This window comes from Cellulomonas endophytica (assembly GCF_004123805.1).
GTDB lineage: Bacteria > Actinomycetota > Actinomycetes > Actinomycetales > Cellulomonadaceae > Cellulomonas > Cellulomonas endophytica.
Genome location: NZ_RWJX01000039.1, coordinates 1 through 17,123, shown reverse-complemented (window position 1 = coordinate 17,123; position 17,123 = coordinate 1). Strand labels below are relative to the sequence as shown.

Here is a 17,123-nt window from a genome sequence, read left to right as displayed (position 1 = left end):
ACCGGGCCCGTGGGGTCGCCGCTCACTTCTTCTTCGCGTCCTTGTCCCGGCCGCCGGCGGACCCCGCGGGCTCGGAGGAGAGCGCGGCGATGAAGGCCTCCTGCGGCACGTCGACCCGGCCGATCGTCTTCATGCGCTTCTTGCCCTCCTTCTGCTTCTCCAGGAGCTTGCGCTTGCGGGTGATGTCGCCGCCGTAGCACTTGGCCAGGACGTCCTTGCGGATGGCGCGGATGGTCTCGCGCGCGATGACGCGGGCGCCGATGGCGGCCTGGATCGGCACCTCGAACTGCTGGCGCGGGATGAGGTCCTTGAGCTTGCCGGCCATCATGACGCCGTACGCGTAGGCCTTGTCCTTGTGCACGATGGAGCTGAAGGCGTCCACCTGCTCGCCCTGCAGGAGGATGTCGACCTTCACCAGGTCCGCGACCTGGTCCCCCACGCGCTCGTAGTCCAGGCTCGCGTAGCCGCGGGTGCGCGACTTCAGGGCGTCGAAGAAGTCGAAGACGATCTCCGCCATGGGCAGCAGGTAGCGCATCTCGACGCGCTCCTCGGACAGGTAGTCCATGCCCTGCAGGTCGCCGCGCCGGGCCTGGCACAGCTCCATGATCGTCCCGACGAACTCCGAGGGGGCGAGGATCGTCGCACGCACGACCGGCTCGCGGACCTCGCGGATCTTGCCGCCCGGGAACTCGCTCGGGTTCGTCACGGTGACGACCTCGTGGTCCTCGAGCGTCACCTCGTAGATGACGTTGGGCGCCGTGGAGATGAGGTCGAGGTCGAACTCGCGCTCGAGGCGCTCCCGGACGATCTCCAGGTGCAGCAGGCCCAGGAAGCCGACGCGGAAGCCGAAGCCGAGCGCCACGGAGGTCTCGGGCTCGTAGTTCAGCGCGGCGTCGTTGAGCTTGAGCTTGTCGAGCGCGTCGCGCAGCACGGGGTAGTCCGAGCCGTCGATGGGGTACAGGCCCGAGAACACCATGGGCAGCGGGTCGGCGTACCCGCCGAGCGCCTCCGCGGCGGGCTTGCTCTGGTTCGTCACCGTGTCGCCGACCTTGGACTGGCGCACGTCCTTCACGCCCGTGATGAGGTAGCCGACCTCGCCGACGCCGAGCCCGGGCCCCGGGACCGGTTCGGGGGAGATGACGCCGATCTCGAGCAGCTCGTGGGTCGCGCGCGTCGACATCATGGCGATGCGCTCGCGCGGGTTGAGGTTGCCGTCGACCACCCGCACGTACGTGACGACGCCCCGGTAGGTGTCGTACACGGAGTCGAAGATCATGGCGCGCGAGGGGGCCTCGGGGTCGCCCACGGGCGCCGGCACGAGCTCCACGATCCGGTCGAGGAGCTCCTCGACCCCCACGCCGGTCTTGCCCGAGACGCGCAGGCAGTCCTCGGGCCTCCCGCCGACGAGGTTCGCCAGCTCCTCCGCGTACTTCTCGGGCTGGGCCGACGGCAGGTCGATCTTGTTCAGCACGGGGATGATCGCGAGGTCGTTCTCCATGGCCAGGTACAGGTTGGCCAGCGTCTGCGCCTCGATGCCCTGCGCGGCGTCGACGAGGAGCACCGCGCCCTCGCAGGCGGCGAGCGAGCGCGACACCTCGTACGTGAAGTCCACGTGCCCCGGGGTGTCGATCATGTTGAGCGCGAAAGGCGTCCCGGCGACCTCCCACGGCATCCGCACGGCCTGCGACTTGATGGTGATCCCGCGCTCGCGCTCGATGTCCATCCGGTCGAGGTACTGCGCGCGCATCGCGCGGGCCTCGACGACGCCCGTGGCCTGCAGCATGCGGTCGGCCAGCGTCGACTTGCCGTGGTCGATGTGCGCGATGATGCAGAAGTTGCGCAGCAGCTCGGGCGCGGTGGCGGCCGGGCGGATGCGGGCCGCCGCGGCGGGACCGGGGATCGGGGACACGCGGGGGGACTCCAGGGGCTCGTCGGCAGGGCGGGGACGGCCCCCATCGTCCCACGCGCCGGCGCGCGCCCGGCGCGGGCGTCAGGCCTGGCGGGTGATGCGCACCGTCACCGTGAGGTCCTGGGTCGCGCGCCCGGCGTAGATGCCGCGCAGGGGCGGCACGTCGTCGTAGGAGCGTCCTCGGCCGATCGCCACGTGCTGCTCGCCGACGGGCGTGCGGTTCGTCGGGTCGTAGCCGTACCAGGCGCCCGTCCACCACTCCACCCACGCGTGGGACTCCCCCGTGACCGCCGTCCCGTCGTCGTCGGAGCCCCGCGGGTGCAGGTAGCCCGACACGTAGCGCGCCGGGACCCCCACGCCCTGCAGCGCCCCGACGGTGAGGTGCGCCATGTCCTGGCACACGCCCGTCCGGGTGCTCCAGGCCTCCGCCGCGGGGGTGTGGACGGTGGTGACGCCCGGCACGTACTCCAGCGCGTCCCGGACCGCGACCGCGACGGCCTGCGCCGCCTCCGCCGGGTCGGCGCCGCGGGAGGCGTCCCGCGCCAGGTCGACGACCTCCTCCGGCACGGTCGTCGTCGGCGTCGGGCTGAGGAACTCGGCGAAGCGGTCGCGCACGCCCGCCCCGCGCAGCTCGTCCCAGCCCGTCACCGTGGTCACCGCCGGACGCTCGGAGACCTCGACGACGTGCTCGGCGGTCAGGACGAGCTGCTCGTGCGGCGCGAGCACCTCGAACGCGGTGACGCTCGTGCCCCAGTAGTCCGTCCACTCGGTGGACCAGGTGTGCGGGGTCACGTCGACGCGCGAGCGGACGACCCGCTGGCCCGGGCCGTCGAGCGGGCGCATGCGGGCCTCGTTGTAGGAGGCCAGCACGGGCGTCGCGTACCGGAAGGAGGAGGTGTGGACGACGTGCAGGCGGCTCACAGCGCCTCCCCGATCCAGTGCGTGGTGAGGTCGGCCGGGAAGTAGCGACCGCGGATCGCGTCGCTCGCGGCGGAGCAGGCCCGCTGCACCCGCTCCATCTCCTCCGGCAGGTGGTCGACGATGTCGAGGAGCGGGCGGTACTCCAGGCTCGAGCGGACGAGCCCGATCTCGCGGCGCGCCTCGTCGACCCGCGAGAAGTCGAGCACGGGGTCGAGCTCGAGGAGCATCGCCTCCGCGGTGTTGAGCGCGAAGACGACCGAGCGCGGGAACTGCCGGTCGAGCAGGAGGTAGCCCGCCGCCCGCTCCTCGGAGACGGTCGCCCTGTGCACGCGCAGGAAGGACTCGTAGGCGCCGCACGAGCGCAGCAGCGTCGTCCAGCCCGGCCCCGCCGCGCCCGCGAGCGCCCGCGTCGTCAGCAGCCGCGCCGTCATGTCGGCCCGCTCGATGGACCGGCCCAGGACGAGGAACCGCCACGTGTCGTCGCGCGCCGTCACGGAGTCGACGAGCCCGTTGACCATCGCCGCGCGCTCGCGGACCCACGTGAAGTAGTCGTGCGCGCGGACGGGCCGCATCTGCCCCGGCAGGCCGTTCCACGTCGCGTTGAGGCTCTCCCACAGGTCCGTCGAGAGGATCTCGCGCGCACGGCGGGCGTTCTCGCGCGCCGACGTGAGCGACCCCGCGATCGACGTGGGCGCGAAGCGGTCGTAGGCCAGCAGGTCGAGCACGGTCTCGCGGCCGACGAGCCCCGTCGCGGGGGTCGGCCGGTCCATGACCGTGAGCAGGGAGCGGCAGGCGAGGTCCTCTGAGGCCCACGGGTCCTCGAGGATGATCTGCAGGTGCACGTCGAGCAGGCGCGCGGTGTCGTCCGCCCGCTCGACGTACCGGCCGATCCAGAACAGGGACTCGGCGATGCGGCTCAGCACGGCGCACCCCCGGGCGTCGGGCCGGCCGCGACGACCTGCTGCTGCTGCTGCTGTTGCTGCTGCTGCATCTGGACCACCCGCCCGGAGTCGTGCGGGCTCGTGTCGACGGGGACCCCTGCGGCCACGACGGGCGGCGTCCCCGCGGCGAGGGCCGTAGCCGACCGCTTGGGCGTCGCGCTGCCGAGCACCCACGTGTCCTTCGAGCCGCCGCCCTGGGAGGAGTTCACGACGAGCTGCCCCTCCGGCAGCGCCACCCGGGTGAGGCCGCCCGGCAGCACCCAGACCTTGTCGCCGTCGTTGACGGCGAAGGGCCGCAGGTCGACGTGGCGGGGCCGCAGGCCGTCCTCGACGAGGGTGGGCACCGTCGACAGCTGCACGACGGGCTGGGCGATCCAGCCGCGCGGGTCGTCGCGCAGCCGCACCCGCAGGTCCGCGAGCTCCGCGCGGGAGGCCCTCGGCCCCACCACGAGCCCCTTGCCGCCCGAGCCGTCGACGGGCTTGACCACGAGCTCGTCGAGCCGGTCGAGGACCTCCGCGAGCGCCTCGGGCTCCTCCAGCCGCCAGGTGTCGACGTTGCGCAGCACGGGCTCCTCGCCGAGGTAGTAGCGGATGAGGTCCGGCACGTAGGTGTAGAGCAGCTTGTCGTCGGCGACGCCGTTGCCGATCGCGTTGGCGATCGTCACCGTCCCGTTGCGGGCGGCGCTGAGCAGGCCCGGGCTGCCGAGCAGGGAGTCGGACCGGAACGCCACCGGGTCGAGGAACTCGTCGTCCACCCGCCGGTAGATGACGTCGACGCGGCGGCGCCCCTGGGTGGTGCGCATCCACACCCGCCCGCCGGCGCAGAAGAGGTCACCCCCCTCGACGAGCTCGACGCCCATCGTGCGGGCCAGCAGCGAGTGCTCGAAGTAGGCGGAGTTGTAGACGCCCGGCGTGAGCACGACGACGTTCGGCTCGTCGACCCCGGGAGGCGCGGCGGCGACGAGGGCCGCGTGCAGGCGGCGGGAGTAGTCCGCCACGGGCCGGATGCGCAGGGACGCGAACAGCTCCGGGAAGGTCTGCGCCATGGCGCGGCGGTTGGAGAGCACGTAGCTCACGCCGCTGGGCACGCGCACGTTGTCCTCGAGCACGCGCCAGCCGCCCAGCGCGTCGCGCACGAGGTCGATGCCCGAGACGTGCACCCGCACGCCGTTCGGCGGCTCGATGCCCTGCGCCTGCCGGTGGAAGTTCGTCGACGAGACGATGACCGCCCGCGGCACCACGCCGTCGGCGACCGCCCGCTGCGGCCCGTAGACGTCGGCGAGGAAGGCCTCCAGCGCCCGGACCCGCTGCGACACGCCCGGCGCGAGCACCTCCCACTCCTCGCTGCCCAGCACCCGCGGCACCACGTCGAGCGGGAAGGGGCGCTCCTCGCCGGCGAAGTCGAAGGTGACGCCCTGGGTGAGGTAGGAGCGGGCGAGCTGCTCGCCCCGGGCCCGCAGCTCCGCCGTCGACAGCTCCGCGACCGCACCGTGCACCTGCGCGTAGGCGGTGGTCGGGCCGCCGCCCGGCATGATCATCTCGTCCCAGGCCACACCGGGCGGGTAGTCGTCGAAGAGGTCGGCCATGGGCGGACGATAACGGCCGTGTGAGTCCCCCGCGTTACAGGACGGGGGGCCGGGCCTGCGGCCCCTCCCACCTGCGGGGACGCCGTCCTCCGGCGTGTCCGGCGGGCCTGCGCCGCCTGTCGCGGCCCGGGCTAGGGTCGGGGCATGGCGCGCGGCTCCTGGCTCGGCACGGCGGCCCGGCTCGCCGGGACGGTGCTCGGCGCCGTCGTCCGCGACCGCGCGGCCCGGACGACGGCTCCGACGAGGACGCGGGCTCGCCCCTCACCGGTCCGCGACGCGGCCGGCGGCCGCGACCTGCCCGGCCCCCGCCCCGGCCCGGCCCGGGGGGACCCGCGCCGACCGCAGGTCGTCTACGACCCGCACCCGGACGGCCGGCCGGACCCCGGCGAGGTCGTCTGGGCCTGGGTGCCCTACGAGGACGACCCCGCCCGGGGCAAGGACCGGCCGATCCTGCTCGTCGGCCGGGAGGGCGACCGGCTGCTCGGGCTGGCCATGACGAGCCGGGACCACGACCGGGACGCCGCCGACGAGGCGCGCCACGGCCGGGTCTGGGTGGACGTCGGCAGCGGCGCCTGGGACCGGCAGGGCCGCCCCAGCGAGGTCCGGGTCGACCGGGTCCTGCGCCTCGACCCGGCGGCGGTCCGCCGGGAGGGGGCGGTGCTGCCGCGGCCACGCTTCGAGGCGGTGGCACGGGCGATGGCACGGTCGCTGCGGGACCGGGAGTCCTGGTAGTCTGACCCCTTGTGTGTCCGCCCAGGTCGGCGGGCACTGCCCCCGCTCCTCCCCCAGGGTGTCCCCACGCCCCAGTCCCGGGGCGGGACGCGCCCTCACGACCTGTCCGAGCGCCTCGGCGCAGCAGAACGAGAGAGTCCACACGTGGCGAACATCAAGTCCCAGCTCAAGCGCATCAAGACGGCCGAGAAGGCCCGTCTGCGCAACAAGTCCGTGAAGTCGGAGCTCAAGACGTACGTGCGGCGCGTCCGCGAGGCCGTCGCCGGCGGTGACAAGGACGGTGCCGCCTCGGCGCTCGTCGTCGCCTCCAAGAAGCTCGACAAGGCCGTCTCCAAGGGCGTCATCCACGCCAACCAGGCGGCCAACAAGAAGTCGGCGCTCGCGAAGGCCGTCAACGGCCTCTGAGCACCCGGCGGTCGCACGACCGCCCGCCGGCCCGCCCGGCACCGCACCTCCCGAGGGGCGCCACCGCACGGTGGCGCCCCTCGGCGCGTCCAGCCCTGCCCGGCGGACCCGGTCAGCGCACCCGCGCCCGGGGGACGGTGGGCAGCGGCACCGCCGACGGGAAGCCGGCGTCGCGCAGCGCGCGGTCGTAGGCGCGGACGGTGCCCGACCCGTCGCCGACCCGCCGCAGCCGGTCCCCGACCTCGCGCCACGCGGCGGCCGTGCGGCGCGAGGGGGCGATCGCGTCGAGCAGCTCCGCCGCGGCGTCGACGGCGCGCACCGCGCCCACGCCGTCGCCGGAGGCGTGCAGCGCGTCGGCCAGCGCGAGCTGGGCGTGCACCATCACCAGGCCCCGACCGCCGTCGAGGCGGGCCAGCGCGGACAGCGCCCAGCGGGTGGCGCCGTCGACCTCGTCGAGGCGCAGGCAGGCCGCGGAGCGGTCGAGGTCGACGCGGGCCTGCTCCTCGCGCGTCCCCCGGGCCTGCACGGACGGCCACGCGCGCTCGACCTGGTCCAGCGCCGTGCGCGGGTCCGAGCGCGGGTCCCGCAGGAGCAGCCGGGCCCAGACGAGCCGCAGCGTCGCCAGCTCGGCGTTGAGCACACCCTCGTCGACGACGGCGAGGGCCCGCTCCACGTAGGCGGCGGCCGCGGCCGTCTCGCCGCGCTCCTGCGCCACCGTCGCCGCCAGCTCGTAGACCCGGGCCCGCACGCGGGGGCACTCCTGGTCGTCGGCGACGCGGACGAGCTGCCCGGCACGGTGGGCGGCGTAGGCCAGGTCGCCGCGCTCGGCGTAGCCCTGCACCACCGTCGCGACGAGCCGCAGGTGCTCGTCGCTCGCGGTCAGCTGGGCGTCCTCGAGGTCGAGCGCCGCCAGCTCGGCCACCTCCACCGCCCGGTAGGTGTCCCCCGCCCGCAGGTACACCGTCGCGAGCGCCGCCGACAGCCGCGCACCCTCGAGCCGGCGCCCCTGCTGCCGCGCCTCGGCGACGAGGGGCTCGAGCACGGCCACCGAGCCCACGAGGTCGCCGGCGGTCTCGTGCGCCGCGGCCAGCGTCGCGAGCGCCTGCCGCCGCAGGCCCGGGCTGACCGCCGCGACCTCGACGTCCGCCAGGTGCGCGAGCGCGCCCGAGGGGTCGCCGTCCCCCAGCGCGAGCCGCGCCCGGGCGAGCGCCAGGCGCGCGCGCGTCTCGTCGGGCCCGTGCTCCCCCTCGCGCAGGTACTCCACGCTCGTGCCGAGCCGCGACGCGAGCAGCACCAGCGTCGCCTCCGACGGCTCGCGCTTGCCCGCCTCGAGCAGGGAGACGTAGCTCGGGGACAGGTCCGCCCCCGCGAGCTCCGTCTGCGACATGCCCGCGCTGCGGCGCGCCGCCCGCAGGCGCTGCGCCAGCTCCACCTCTGCTGCCATCGATCCCGTCACTGTCCCGCCCGTCCGGTCGGTCGTCCGTCCCGGGGCGCGCGCCGACCGGCGTGCGCCACCCCGCGGGAGCCGCACGGTGTACGGGTCCCACGGGCGGGATCGGCACGACGGACCCGCACCGTGAGTCCCGGGGGCCATCGAACCTCCGCGCGGGCGCCGTCGGAAGGCCGGCGTCCTCCTCCGGACACCGGTGGCCAGGACTGCCGACACGCGGTCCGATCTGTGGTGAGATGTGCGGCGTGACCTGGACCCCGCCGACGCTCCCGGGCCTCCGGGCGGCCGTCGACGACGCGGTGCCGCGCCCGTTGCGGCAGGTGTGGGAGGCGCACGTCGCCCGGACGCCCGCCGTCGTCGGGCGGCAGGGGATCTTCCGCGCGGACGGCCGGCCCTACGGCTACCAGCTCTCGTACCGCTCCTCCGTGCACGAGCTCGGCGACCCGACGGGCTGGGGACCGCTGCAGCACGAGCACGCGACGCGCCACGTCCTCGACGCGTCCTTCGGGCGCCGGGACCTCGACGGCGTCGCCGACGGGCGGCTCCTGTTCGTCCGGTGCCCGCGTCCCTTCCTGGTCGGCGACCTCTCACTGCCGCCGCGTCCGGACCGCCTCGTCGTCGAGGTGCCGGACCACGAGCTCGACGGCGAGACCGTCCGCGGCATCCGCCGGCTGCGCGCCGAGGGCTTCCGGATCGCCGTCCGGTCCTTCATCGGGTCCCGGGCGCAGCGCCCGCTGCTCCCCCACGCCGACTTCGTCCGGCTCGACGTGCGGGACCTGGACGTCGAGGGCCACCCCGTCGTCGAGGTCGCACGCTCGTGCGGGGCGCTCCTCGTCGCGGAGTTCGTCGAGACCGCGACGCACCTCGCGCTCGCGCGGGAGATGGGGTTCCCGCTCCTGCAGGGGAACCTCCTGCAGGGCGCCACGACGCTCGACCGGTCGGGCGCGCCTCTGGAGCCGCAGACCCCCTGACCGCGGTGCGCGCCACCCGGGAGCGGGTGAAAAGCGGGCGGTCCGCGTCATGCCGCCGCCCCCGCGGCCTCCCTGCCCCGTGAGCATCGTGGAGGGACGCCCCGTCGCCCGGCGGACGCACCGCCTCCGCGTCCCCGTGGGCCGGCAGCCCATCTGGACGACGGACGGCGTGCTGCACGGGCACGAGTACCTCTACCGCAGCGTCCACGGCACCTCCTCCCGCGTCGACGGGTGGCCCGCCCCGCACCAGGACGACGCCACCGCCAGCGTCCTCGCCGCCGTCCTGCGCCACCTGCGGGCCGGCGCGGCCGACGGCCCCGTCCGTGCCTTCGTCAACGTCACCCGCTCCTACGTCACCGGTGCGCTGCCGCTGCCCGTGCTGCGCGACGGGCGCCTCGTCCTCGAGGTGGTCGAGTCCGTCGCCGGCGACCCCGCGGTGCTCGCGGGCCTGCGCCGCCTGCACGCCGCGGGCCACCGCATCGCCCTCGACGACTTCACCGCGACGGCGGACCAGCGCGCGATGCTCCCGTTCGCCTCCTACGTCAAGATCGACGCGCGCGACCTGGACCGCTTCGGCGACGGGATCGTCACCGCGGCCCGCGACAGCGACGCCGTGCTCGTCGCCGAGTGGGTGCACGACCGGCCGACCATCCAGCGGTGCGTCGACCTGGGCTTCACGATGCTCCAGGGCAACGCGCTCGGGTCGGCGCAGACCGCACGCCTGTAGGGCCTCAGCGGCCGGCCGACGCGGCCACGCGCAGCACGGCCCGCTCCACCGCGAACTCGCGGTCCCGCCCCTCGCCCTTCACCTCGGCGTCCGCCTGCGCGACGGCCGTGATCGCGTCGGCCAGACCCTCCGGCGTCCAGCGCCGCAGGTCCGCGAGCGCGCGGTCGACCTGCCACGGCGCCATGCCGAGCTCGGCCGCCGCCGACCCGCCCCGCCCGCGCAGGGCGCCGACGCGGGCGAGCGTCCGCAGCCGGGCGGCGAGCGCCGCCACGAACGGCACGGGGTCCAGCCCCGTCGCCATGGCGTGCCGCAGGAGCGCCACCGCCCGGCCGGCCTCCCCCGCGACCGCCGCGTCGGCCACCTGGAACCCCGAGGCCTCGATGCGGCCGCCGTGGTACCGGTGCACCGCGTCGACCCCGATGACGCCCGTGGTGTCCGCGACGAGCTGGGCGCAGCCCGCCGCGAGCTCGCGCAGGTCCGACCCCAGCGCGTCGACGAGGGCCGCCACCGCGGCGCGCTCGGCCCGCCGCCCGGCCCGCCGGAGCTCGGCCTGGACGAAGGCCTCCTTGTCCGCCGGCGACTTCACGCGCTCGCAGCCCACCGTGGGGACGCCCGCCGCCCGCAGGGCGTCGAGCAGCCTCTTGCCGCGGTTGCCGCCGCCGTGGACGAGCACGAGGACGACCGCCTCCGGCGGCGCCGCGAGGTGCGCGAGGGCGTCGGTGATCGCGTCGTCCGTGGCGGACTCCAGGCCCCGCAGGACCACCACCTTGTCCTCCGCGAAGAGCGACGGGCTCGCGACGACCGACAGCTGCCCCGCCGTGTAGCGGTCCGCGTCGATCCGGGTCACCTCGACCGCCGGGTCGGACTCCCGGGCCCGCTGGACGACCTGGGTCACGGCGCGCTCGGCGAGCAGCTCCTCGGGCCCGGTGACGAGCACGACCGGGGCGGGGGCCGCCTCCTCCCACGACAGCCCGGTGGGGGCGCCGCGGCCACGCGCGCCGCCGCGGCCGGCGGAGGGGCGCGCCGGGGCACGGCGGGAGGGGCTGGGCGGGCCGGGCACGGGCCCAGGGTGCCAGACGGCGCCGACACCCCGGGCCCACGGCACGCCCCCGGCCGGACCTGCCCCCGCACCGCCGCGGCCGCCGGTCACCGTCCGGGCCGGCCTGGACGGAGCAGGAGCGCCGCGGCGGCCGCGCTCGCGACGAGGAGCACCGCAACGCCGGCAGGCCCGGGCAGCCACGGCAGCTCCGCGCCCGGCAGGCGGGCGACGGTGCGGGCGACGGCCGCGATCCACCACGTGGCCGCCGCCCCCGCGTGCGCCGTCACGGCGGCGGCGCCGGGGGCCACGGGGTCGAGCAGGGCCGTGAGCAGCCCGAGCACCGTGGCCGGGGCGACGGCCGGCGCGGCCACGACGTTCGCGGGCACCCCGTACGTCGCGACGCCGCCCCCCACCACGACGACCAGGGGCCCGCACGCGAGCTGCGCGGCCACCGGTACCGCGAGCACGGCAGCGGCCCCGCGGCCCAGCCTGCCCTCCCACCGGTCGACGAGCGGTGGCGCCAGCAGCACCAGCGCCGCGGTGGCGGCCGCGCTGAGCGCCATCCCGACGTCGCGCGCGAGCCAGGGGTCGGCGAGCAGGAGCCCGACGCACGCCGTCGCGAGCGCCGCCGGGGCGCGCGCCGGCCGGCCCGTCGCCAGGCCCGCCACCCCGACCGCGCCCATGGCGGCCGCGCGGACGACGCTCGGTGAGGCGTGCACGAGGAGCAGGAGCGCGGCGCCGCCCACGACCGCGGCCGCGACCCGCACACCGCGCGGCCCCCGGGCGAGCGTCACGAGGAGGACCAGGAGCGCCGTCACCAGGGTGAAGTGGGCGCCCGACACGGCCGTCAGGTGCGTCAGCCCCGCCGTCCGCAGGTCGGCGCGCAGGCCGGGGTCGAGGCGGGCCGTCCGCCCGACCGCGAGGCCGGGCAGGAGCGCGGCGGCCGGCCCGACCGCGGCCGCACGCGCCTCCACGCCGTCCCGGAGGCGGGCGGAGAGGCCGTCCCACGGCCGGCCGGCGGACCGGACGCGCGGCACCTCGTCGGCGAGGACGAGGCCCGCCGCCCGCTCCGTCCCCGGCAGGGGACGCCACGCGCCCGTCACCGTCACGCGGTCCCCCACGGCGACGGCCGTCTCCGGGCCCAGCACGACCACCTGCCCCGACACCGGCTGCCCGCCCGCACGGTCGACCGCGACGAGGACCCGCGACCGCTCCGGCGCCCCGGGCCACGCCGGCGGCAGGGGCGCGGGCTCCTGCGCCACCCGGCCCTCGAACCGCACCGTCCCCGCGACGTCCGCCGCCGCCACCCCCCGGACCACGGACGCCCGCGACGCCCCGTGCGCGGCCCCCGCGACGAGGACCGCCGCCGCGACGGCGAGCGCCAGCACCGCCGAGCCCCGCCGTGCCGCAGGCGCCGCGCCGAGGCCGCGCCAATCCCCTCCTGCAGCGACGTGCCGGCGCCGCCCGCGTCCGGCCGTGGCCCCCGCGCGCCGACCGGCCCCTGCCGCCACGAGGCCGCCGGCGGTCACCCCGAGGACGGCCCCGGCCACGACCGCCGCGACCGGGGGGAGCGCGACGACGACGAGCGCCCCCGACCACGCCGCCAGCACCGCGGGCACGAGCCGCAGGTCGACGAGGTCGGGGACCGGCCCCGTGGCCGTCATCCGCCGACCGTCACGTGGTCGCGGAGGCGTTCGAGGAGCGCGGGGCCGATCCCCGGGACCTCGAGCAGGTCGTCCACGGTCGTGAAGGGGGTGGAAGCGCGGTGCTCCACGACGCGGGCGGCCAGCACGGGCCCGAGGCCGGGCAGGGCGTCGAGCTCGGCGGCGGTGGCCGTGGCGAGGTCCGCAGGCGCCCCGCCGGCCGGCCCGGCCCCGGCACCCGACGTCCCCGCCGCGGCTCCCGCGGTGCCCGTGGCCCCCGCGCCGCCGGTCGCCGGCGCGGCCGGTGCCGACCCCGGTGCGGCCGCCGCGGCCGTCTCCCCGGTGCGCGGCACGCGCACCTGCTCCCCGTCCGTCACGGCGCGCGCGAGGTTCACGGCGGCGAGGTCGGCCTCGGCGGTCGCTCCGCCGGCGGCCTCCAACGCCTCCGCCAGCCGGGCGCCGGGCGGGAGGGCCACGACCCCGGGCCGCGCCACGGCGCCGACGACGTGGACCAGCACCACCGCCGCGGCCGTCGGCGGCGCGGCCGTCGCGGGTGCCGCGCCGGCGTCCCGTCCCGCCGGCCGAGCCTCTCCGTCGCCGGCGGCCGTGGTGCCCGGCGCCGCGCCGTCCACGCCGGCCGGCCCGACGGCCGACACCATCGGCTCGGGCAGCTCGACCGGCGCGCCGGTCGGCAGGAGCGAGAGCCGCACCGCGATGCCGCCGGCCGCGATCAGCACGACGAGCCCGGCCGCGGCCGCCGCCCGACGGTCCAGCGCCCACCGGTACCGGCGAGGTCGGCGCGCGCCGGCGCCACCCCGACCCGCGCCACCGAGGCCGCCGAGCCCGAGCACGTCCCCGTCGTCGCACCCGTCGAACCGGTCCGACCCGTCGTCGGGCCCGGCGACGCCGCGCGGTCCGGGGTGCGGAGGCACGTGCTCGACGGGCTCAGAGTGACGGTCAGCAGCGAGCGCATCGGCGTACCCGGGCTGCGCGGTGCCCGGGGCAGAGCCCGGCCCCGGTCCGGACGCCCTCGCCGGCCAGGCACCACTCGCGGTGCCGGCGCCGACGACCGGCCCGTGCGCGGCGCGGCGCAGCGACCGTCGGGTGGGGACGACCGTCCCACCCCCGGACGCCGCGAGGCCGGCGATGACCGCGGGCGCCCGGACCGGACCCGGCACGGGCGACGCCTTGGGCACGGGACCGGGCACGGGACCGGGCACGGGACCGGGCACAGGCAGCGGAGCGGGCACCGCCAGCGAGCCGGGCACCGGCACCGGCAGCGGCAGCGGCAGCGGACCCGGCACGGGCGACGGGACGGGCGTCGGCGGGACGGGCGTCGGCGGGACGGCGACGGTGAAGGGGCGGCCGGCGCCGACCCGGGGCAGGCCCGTGGCCCGCACCGGCACCGCTCCCCGGGCCCCGAGGGGAGCGCCGGGCCCCGCGTCCGGCTCGATCAACGCCCGGAGCCGCGCCCGCGACCGGTCCCCGTCGGACGGTCCCCGGAGCGCGCCCCCTCCCCGTCCGCCACGCCCGTCCACGGCCCCGACGCTAGGACCGTGGCGTGACCGCCCCCGGAGCCCGCCGTCACGCCCGGGCCGGGACGCGCGGCACCGGGGCTGGGGGCGTCCCGGCGCCGGCCGGAGGCCCGCCGGTCACGGCAACGGCATCGCGCCGCGCGCCCGGCCGCCGACGCCACGGAGCCGGCCGCCCCGAGGGAGGACGACCGGCCCCGTCAGCGGGCGGAGGTCAGGCCGGCACGACGTTGACGAGCTTCGGCGCGCGGACCACCACGGTCCGCACGTCCCGCCCGGCCAGCGCGCGCTGCACGCCGGCGTCGGCCAGGGCGAGGGCGGTGAGCTCCTCGTCGGACGCGGTCGCGGGGACCTCGACGCGGCCGCGCACCTTGCCCTGCACCTGCAGCACGCACGTCACCGTCTCCTCGACGAGGAGCGCGGGGTCGGCGGCCGGGAACGGCTCGTGCGCCAGCGACCGGTCGTGGCCCAGCCGCTGCCACAGCTCCTCCGCCAGGTGAGGGGCGACCGGGGCCAGCATGAGCACGAGCGGCTCGACCGCGGCCCGCGGTGCGCGGTCCAGCGTGGTCAGGTGGTTGTTGAGCACGATGAGCTTCGCGATGGCGGTGTTCACCCGCATCGCGCCCATGTCCTCCGTGACGTCGGCGATGGTCCGGTGCAGCAGCCGGAGCGTGGCGTCGGAGGGCGCGTCCTCGGACACGAGGAGCTCCCCCGTCGTCTCGTCGACGACGTTGCGCCACAGCCGCTGCAGGAAGCGCTGCGACCCGACGACGCTCCGCGTGTCCCACGGGCGCGACTGGTCGAGGGGTCCCATCGACATCTCGTAGACGCGCAGGGTGTCGGCGCCGTACTCCGCGTACATCTCGTCGGGTGTCACGGCGTTCTTCAGCGACTTGCCCATCTTCCCGTACTCGCGGTGGACGGGACGGCCCTTCCAGCTCCACCCCGTCGGCGCACCCGGGTCCTCCACCACCTCGACGGCGGGCACGTAGACGTCGCGCTCGTCCGTGAAGGCCTCCGCCTGGATGTAGCCCTGGTTGAAGAGGCGGTGGTAGGGCTCGGACGAGCTGACGTGGCCCAGGTCGAAGAGCACCTTGTGCCAGAACCGTGCGTACAGCAGGTGCAGCACGGCGTGCTCGACGCCGCCGACGTACAGGTCGACGCCCCCCGTGGAGCCCTCGGCCTGGTGGCCGTGGCCGGGGCCCATCCAGTAGCGCTCCAGCGCGGGGTCGACGACGGCGTCGTCGGAGCGCGGGTCGAGGTAGCGCAGGTGGTACCAGCACGAGCCGGCCCAGTTGGGCATGGTGTTCGTGTCGCGCCGGTAGACCTTCGGGCCGTCGCCGAGGTCGAGGGTGACGTGGACCCAGTCCTCGTTGCGGCCCAGCGGCGGCTCGGGCGAGGAGTCCGCGTCGTCGGGCGCGAAGGTGCGCGGCGAGTAGTCCGGCACCTCGGGCAGGTCGACGGGCAGCAGCGACGCCGGCAGGGCGATCGGCAGGTCGTGCTCGTCGTAGACGATCGGGAAGGGCTCGCCCCAGTACCGCTGGCGGCTGAAGAGCCAGTCGCGCAGGCGGTAGGTCGTCGTGCGCTCGCCCACGCCCTCGCGCTCCAGCCAGGCGGTGACGGCCTCCTTCGCCTCGGCCACGCGCAGGCCGTCGAGCGCGAGGTGCTCGTTGGAGGAGTTGATGACCTCCCCGTCGCCCGTCCGCGGCCCTCCGCCCTCGCCGGCGACGGTGTGCACGACCGGCAGCTCGAAGGCCTCGGCGAAGGCGTGGTCGCGCTCGTCGCCGCCCGGCACGGCCATGATGGCGCCCGTGCCGTAGCCCATGAGGACGTAGTCGGCGGTGAACACCGGCAGCGCCGCGCCGGTGAGCGGGTTCGTCGCGAGGTGCCCCGTGAAGACGCCCGTCTTGCGGCCGGCGTCGGCCTGCCGCTCCACGGCCGTGCGGCCCGCGGCGAAGGCGCGGTAGGCCGAGACGGCCTCCGCCGGCGTGGCGTGGCCGTCGGTCCAGGCGCCGCGGGTGCCGTCGGGCCAGGCCACCGGCACCTCGTCGAGCAGCGGGTGCTCGGGCGAGACGACCATGAAGGTCGCGCCGAAGAGCGTGTCGGGGCGGGTCGTGAAGACCTCGACCTCGGCCCCGCCGACCACGCCGAACCGCACCCGGGCACCGTGGGACCGCCCGATCCAGTTGCGCTGCATGGAGCGCACCTTCTCGGGCCAGTCGATGCGGTCGAGGTCGTCCGTCAGGCGGTCCGCGTAGGCGGTGATGCGCATGTTCCACTGGCGCAGGCTGCGCTGGAACACGGGGAAGTTGCCGCGCTCGGAGCGGCCCTCGGAGGTGACCTCCTCGTTCGCGAGCACCGTGCCCAGGCCGGGGCACCAGTTGACGGGCGTCTCCGAGACGTACGCCAGCCGCCGCGAGTCGACGACGCGCCGCCGGGCGACCGCGTCGAGCTCCGCCCAGGTCGCGCCCGCGGGCACGCCCTCGAGCCCGGTCGGGACGGGCCGCGTCCCGGCCTCGAGCTCCGCGACGAGCTCGTGCACGGGCCGGGCCCGGCCGCGGCCGCCGTCCGCGCGCACGGCGTCCTCGTCGTACCAGGAGTCGAAGACCTGCAGGAAGATCCACTGCGTCCAGCGGACGTAGTCGGGGTCGATGGTCGCGAAGGAGCGGCGCGGGTCGTGCGCCAGGCCCAGGCGGCGCAGCTGGCGCTGCATGATCGCGATGTTCGCCTCGGTGGTGCCGCGCGGGTGCGCGCCGGTCTGCACCGCGAACTGCTCCGCGGGCAGGCCGAAGGCGTCGAAGCCCAGGGCGTGCAGGACGTTGTCACCCTGCATGCGGCGGAACCGCGCCACGACGTCCGTCGCGATGTAGCCCAGCGGGTGCCCCACGTGCAGGCCCGCCCCCGAGGGGTAGGGGAACATGTCCATGACGAAGAACGAGGGCTGCGACGGGTCGGCGTGCCGGCCGTCGCCGTCGGTGAGCGGGCCGGTCGGGTTCGCGGCGTGGAACGTGCCGCGCTCCGCCCAGGCGTCCTGCCACGCGAGCTCGATGCGCTCCGCGAGGGCGGCCGTGTACCGGAACGGCGTCTCGTCGGGGGCGGCGCCGGCGGCGCTCGGGGCGGCGGTCTGTGCACTCACCCCGCGATCCTACCGAGGCGGCCCCGGCCGGCCCGCCGCCGCCCGACGCCCGGCGCGCTCCGGACCCGGCCGTGCCGGCCGTGCCGGCGTGCCCGCCGTGCCGCGCGGTGCACCGGCCGCGTCCGCGCGGT

Annotated in this window: 13 protein-coding genes; 4 read left to right on the top strand and 9 right to left on the bottom strand. The window is 76.8% G+C overall.

Annotation, left to right across the window (positions count from 1 at the left end):
- Positions 1 to 22: 22 nt before the first annotated feature.
- The 4 genes from lepA to EJA20_RS11990 all read right to left on the bottom strand — a co-directional run bounded on the left by lepA (position 23) and on the right by EJA20_RS11990 (position 5,357).
- The gene (lepA, locus tag EJA20_RS12005; RefSeq protein WP_129338386.1) at positions 23 to 1,909 is read right to left on the bottom strand and encodes a translation elongation factor 4; all 1,887 of its coding nucleotides are present in this window, start codon (positions 1,907 to 1,909) and stop codon (positions 23 to 25) included.
- Positions 1,910 to 1,990: 81 nt separating this feature from the next.
- Positions 1,991 to 2,830, bottom strand: a complete 840-nt coding sequence (locus EJA20_RS12000) for a transglutaminase family protein (protein ID WP_129338385.1) — start codon at positions 2,828 to 2,830, stop codon at positions 1,991 to 1,993.
- Positions 2,827 to 3,753, bottom strand: coding sequence for an alpha-E domain-containing protein (locus tag EJA20_RS11995; protein ID WP_129338384.1), 927 nt, complete (start codon positions 3,751 to 3,753; stop codon positions 2,827 to 2,829). The genes EJA20_RS12000 and EJA20_RS11995 overlap by 4 nt, the downstream gene beginning before the upstream one ends.
- The gene (locus EJA20_RS11990) at positions 3,747 to 5,357 is read right to left on the bottom strand and encodes a circularly permuted type 2 ATP-grasp protein (protein WP_129338383.1); all 1,611 of its coding nucleotides are present in this window, start codon (positions 5,355 to 5,357) and stop codon (positions 3,747 to 3,749) included. The genes EJA20_RS11995 and EJA20_RS11990 overlap by 7 nt, the downstream gene beginning before the upstream one ends.
- A gap of 144 nt (positions 5,358 to 5,501) precedes the next feature.
- On the opposite strand from EJA20_RS11990, the gene EJA20_RS11985 reads away from it, so the two are divergent.
- Positions 5,502 to 6,089: a type II toxin-antitoxin system PemK/MazF family toxin gene (locus tag EJA20_RS11985; protein ID WP_129338382.1), complete on the top strand. Its 588-nt coding sequence runs from the start codon at positions 5,502 to 5,504 to the stop codon at positions 6,087 to 6,089.
- A 144-nt stretch (positions 6,090 to 6,233) separates the two neighbouring features.
- Complete coding sequence (rpsT, locus tag EJA20_RS11980; RefSeq protein ID WP_129338381.1) at positions 6,234 to 6,494, top strand: 30S ribosomal protein S20; 261 nt, start codon at positions 6,234 to 6,236, stop codon at positions 6,492 to 6,494.
- Between the two features lie 112 nt (positions 6,495 to 6,606).
- Here the strand turns inward: rpsT and EJA20_RS11975 are convergent, their stop codons facing one another.
- Positions 6,607 to 7,938 carry a helix-turn-helix domain-containing protein gene (locus EJA20_RS11975; protein WP_164983958.1) on the bottom strand — a complete coding sequence of 444 codons (1,332 nt, stop codon included), beginning with the start codon at positions 7,936 to 7,938 and terminating at the stop codon, positions 6,607 to 6,609.
- Between the two features lie 251 nt (positions 7,939 to 8,189).
- On the opposite strand from EJA20_RS11975, the gene EJA20_RS11970 reads away from it, so the two are divergent.
- Positions 8,190 to 8,915 (top strand): EAL domain-containing protein, encoded by a 726-nt coding sequence (locus EJA20_RS11970; protein ID WP_240675447.1) that lies wholly within the window; start codon positions 8,190 to 8,192, stop codon positions 8,913 to 8,915.
- Between the two features lie 79 nt (positions 8,916 to 8,994).
- Positions 8,995 to 9,642, top strand: a complete 648-nt coding sequence (locus EJA20_RS11965; RefSeq protein ID WP_240675445.1) for an EAL domain-containing protein — start codon at positions 8,995 to 8,997, stop codon at positions 9,640 to 9,642.
- Positions 9,643 to 9,646: 4 nt separating this feature from the next.
- On the opposite strand, the gene holA is transcribed toward EJA20_RS11965, so the two are convergent.
- From holA to leuS, 4 genes are all read right to left on the bottom strand, one after another.
- Positions 9,647 to 10,702, bottom strand: coding sequence for a DNA polymerase III subunit delta (gene holA / locus EJA20_RS11960; RefSeq protein ID WP_420836430.1), 1,056 nt, complete (start codon positions 10,700 to 10,702; stop codon positions 9,647 to 9,649).
- An 86-nt stretch (positions 10,703 to 10,788) separates the two neighbouring features.
- Positions 10,789 to 12,345, bottom strand: coding sequence for a ComEC/Rec2 family competence protein (locus EJA20_RS11955; RefSeq protein ID WP_129338377.1), 1,557 nt, complete (start codon positions 12,343 to 12,345; stop codon positions 10,789 to 10,791).
- Positions 12,342 to 13,256, bottom strand: a complete 915-nt coding sequence (locus EJA20_RS11950) for a ComEA family DNA-binding protein (protein WP_240675441.1) — start codon at positions 13,254 to 13,256, stop codon at positions 12,342 to 12,344. The genes EJA20_RS11955 and EJA20_RS11950 overlap by 4 nt, the downstream gene beginning before the upstream one ends.
- 814 nt (positions 13,257 to 14,070) lie before the next feature.
- The gene (gene leuS / locus EJA20_RS11945; protein ID WP_129338376.1) at positions 14,071 to 16,992 is read right to left on the bottom strand and encodes a leucine--tRNA ligase; all 2,922 of its coding nucleotides are present in this window, start codon (positions 16,990 to 16,992) and stop codon (positions 14,071 to 14,073) included.
- Positions 16,993 to 17,123: the final 131 nt, after the last annotated feature.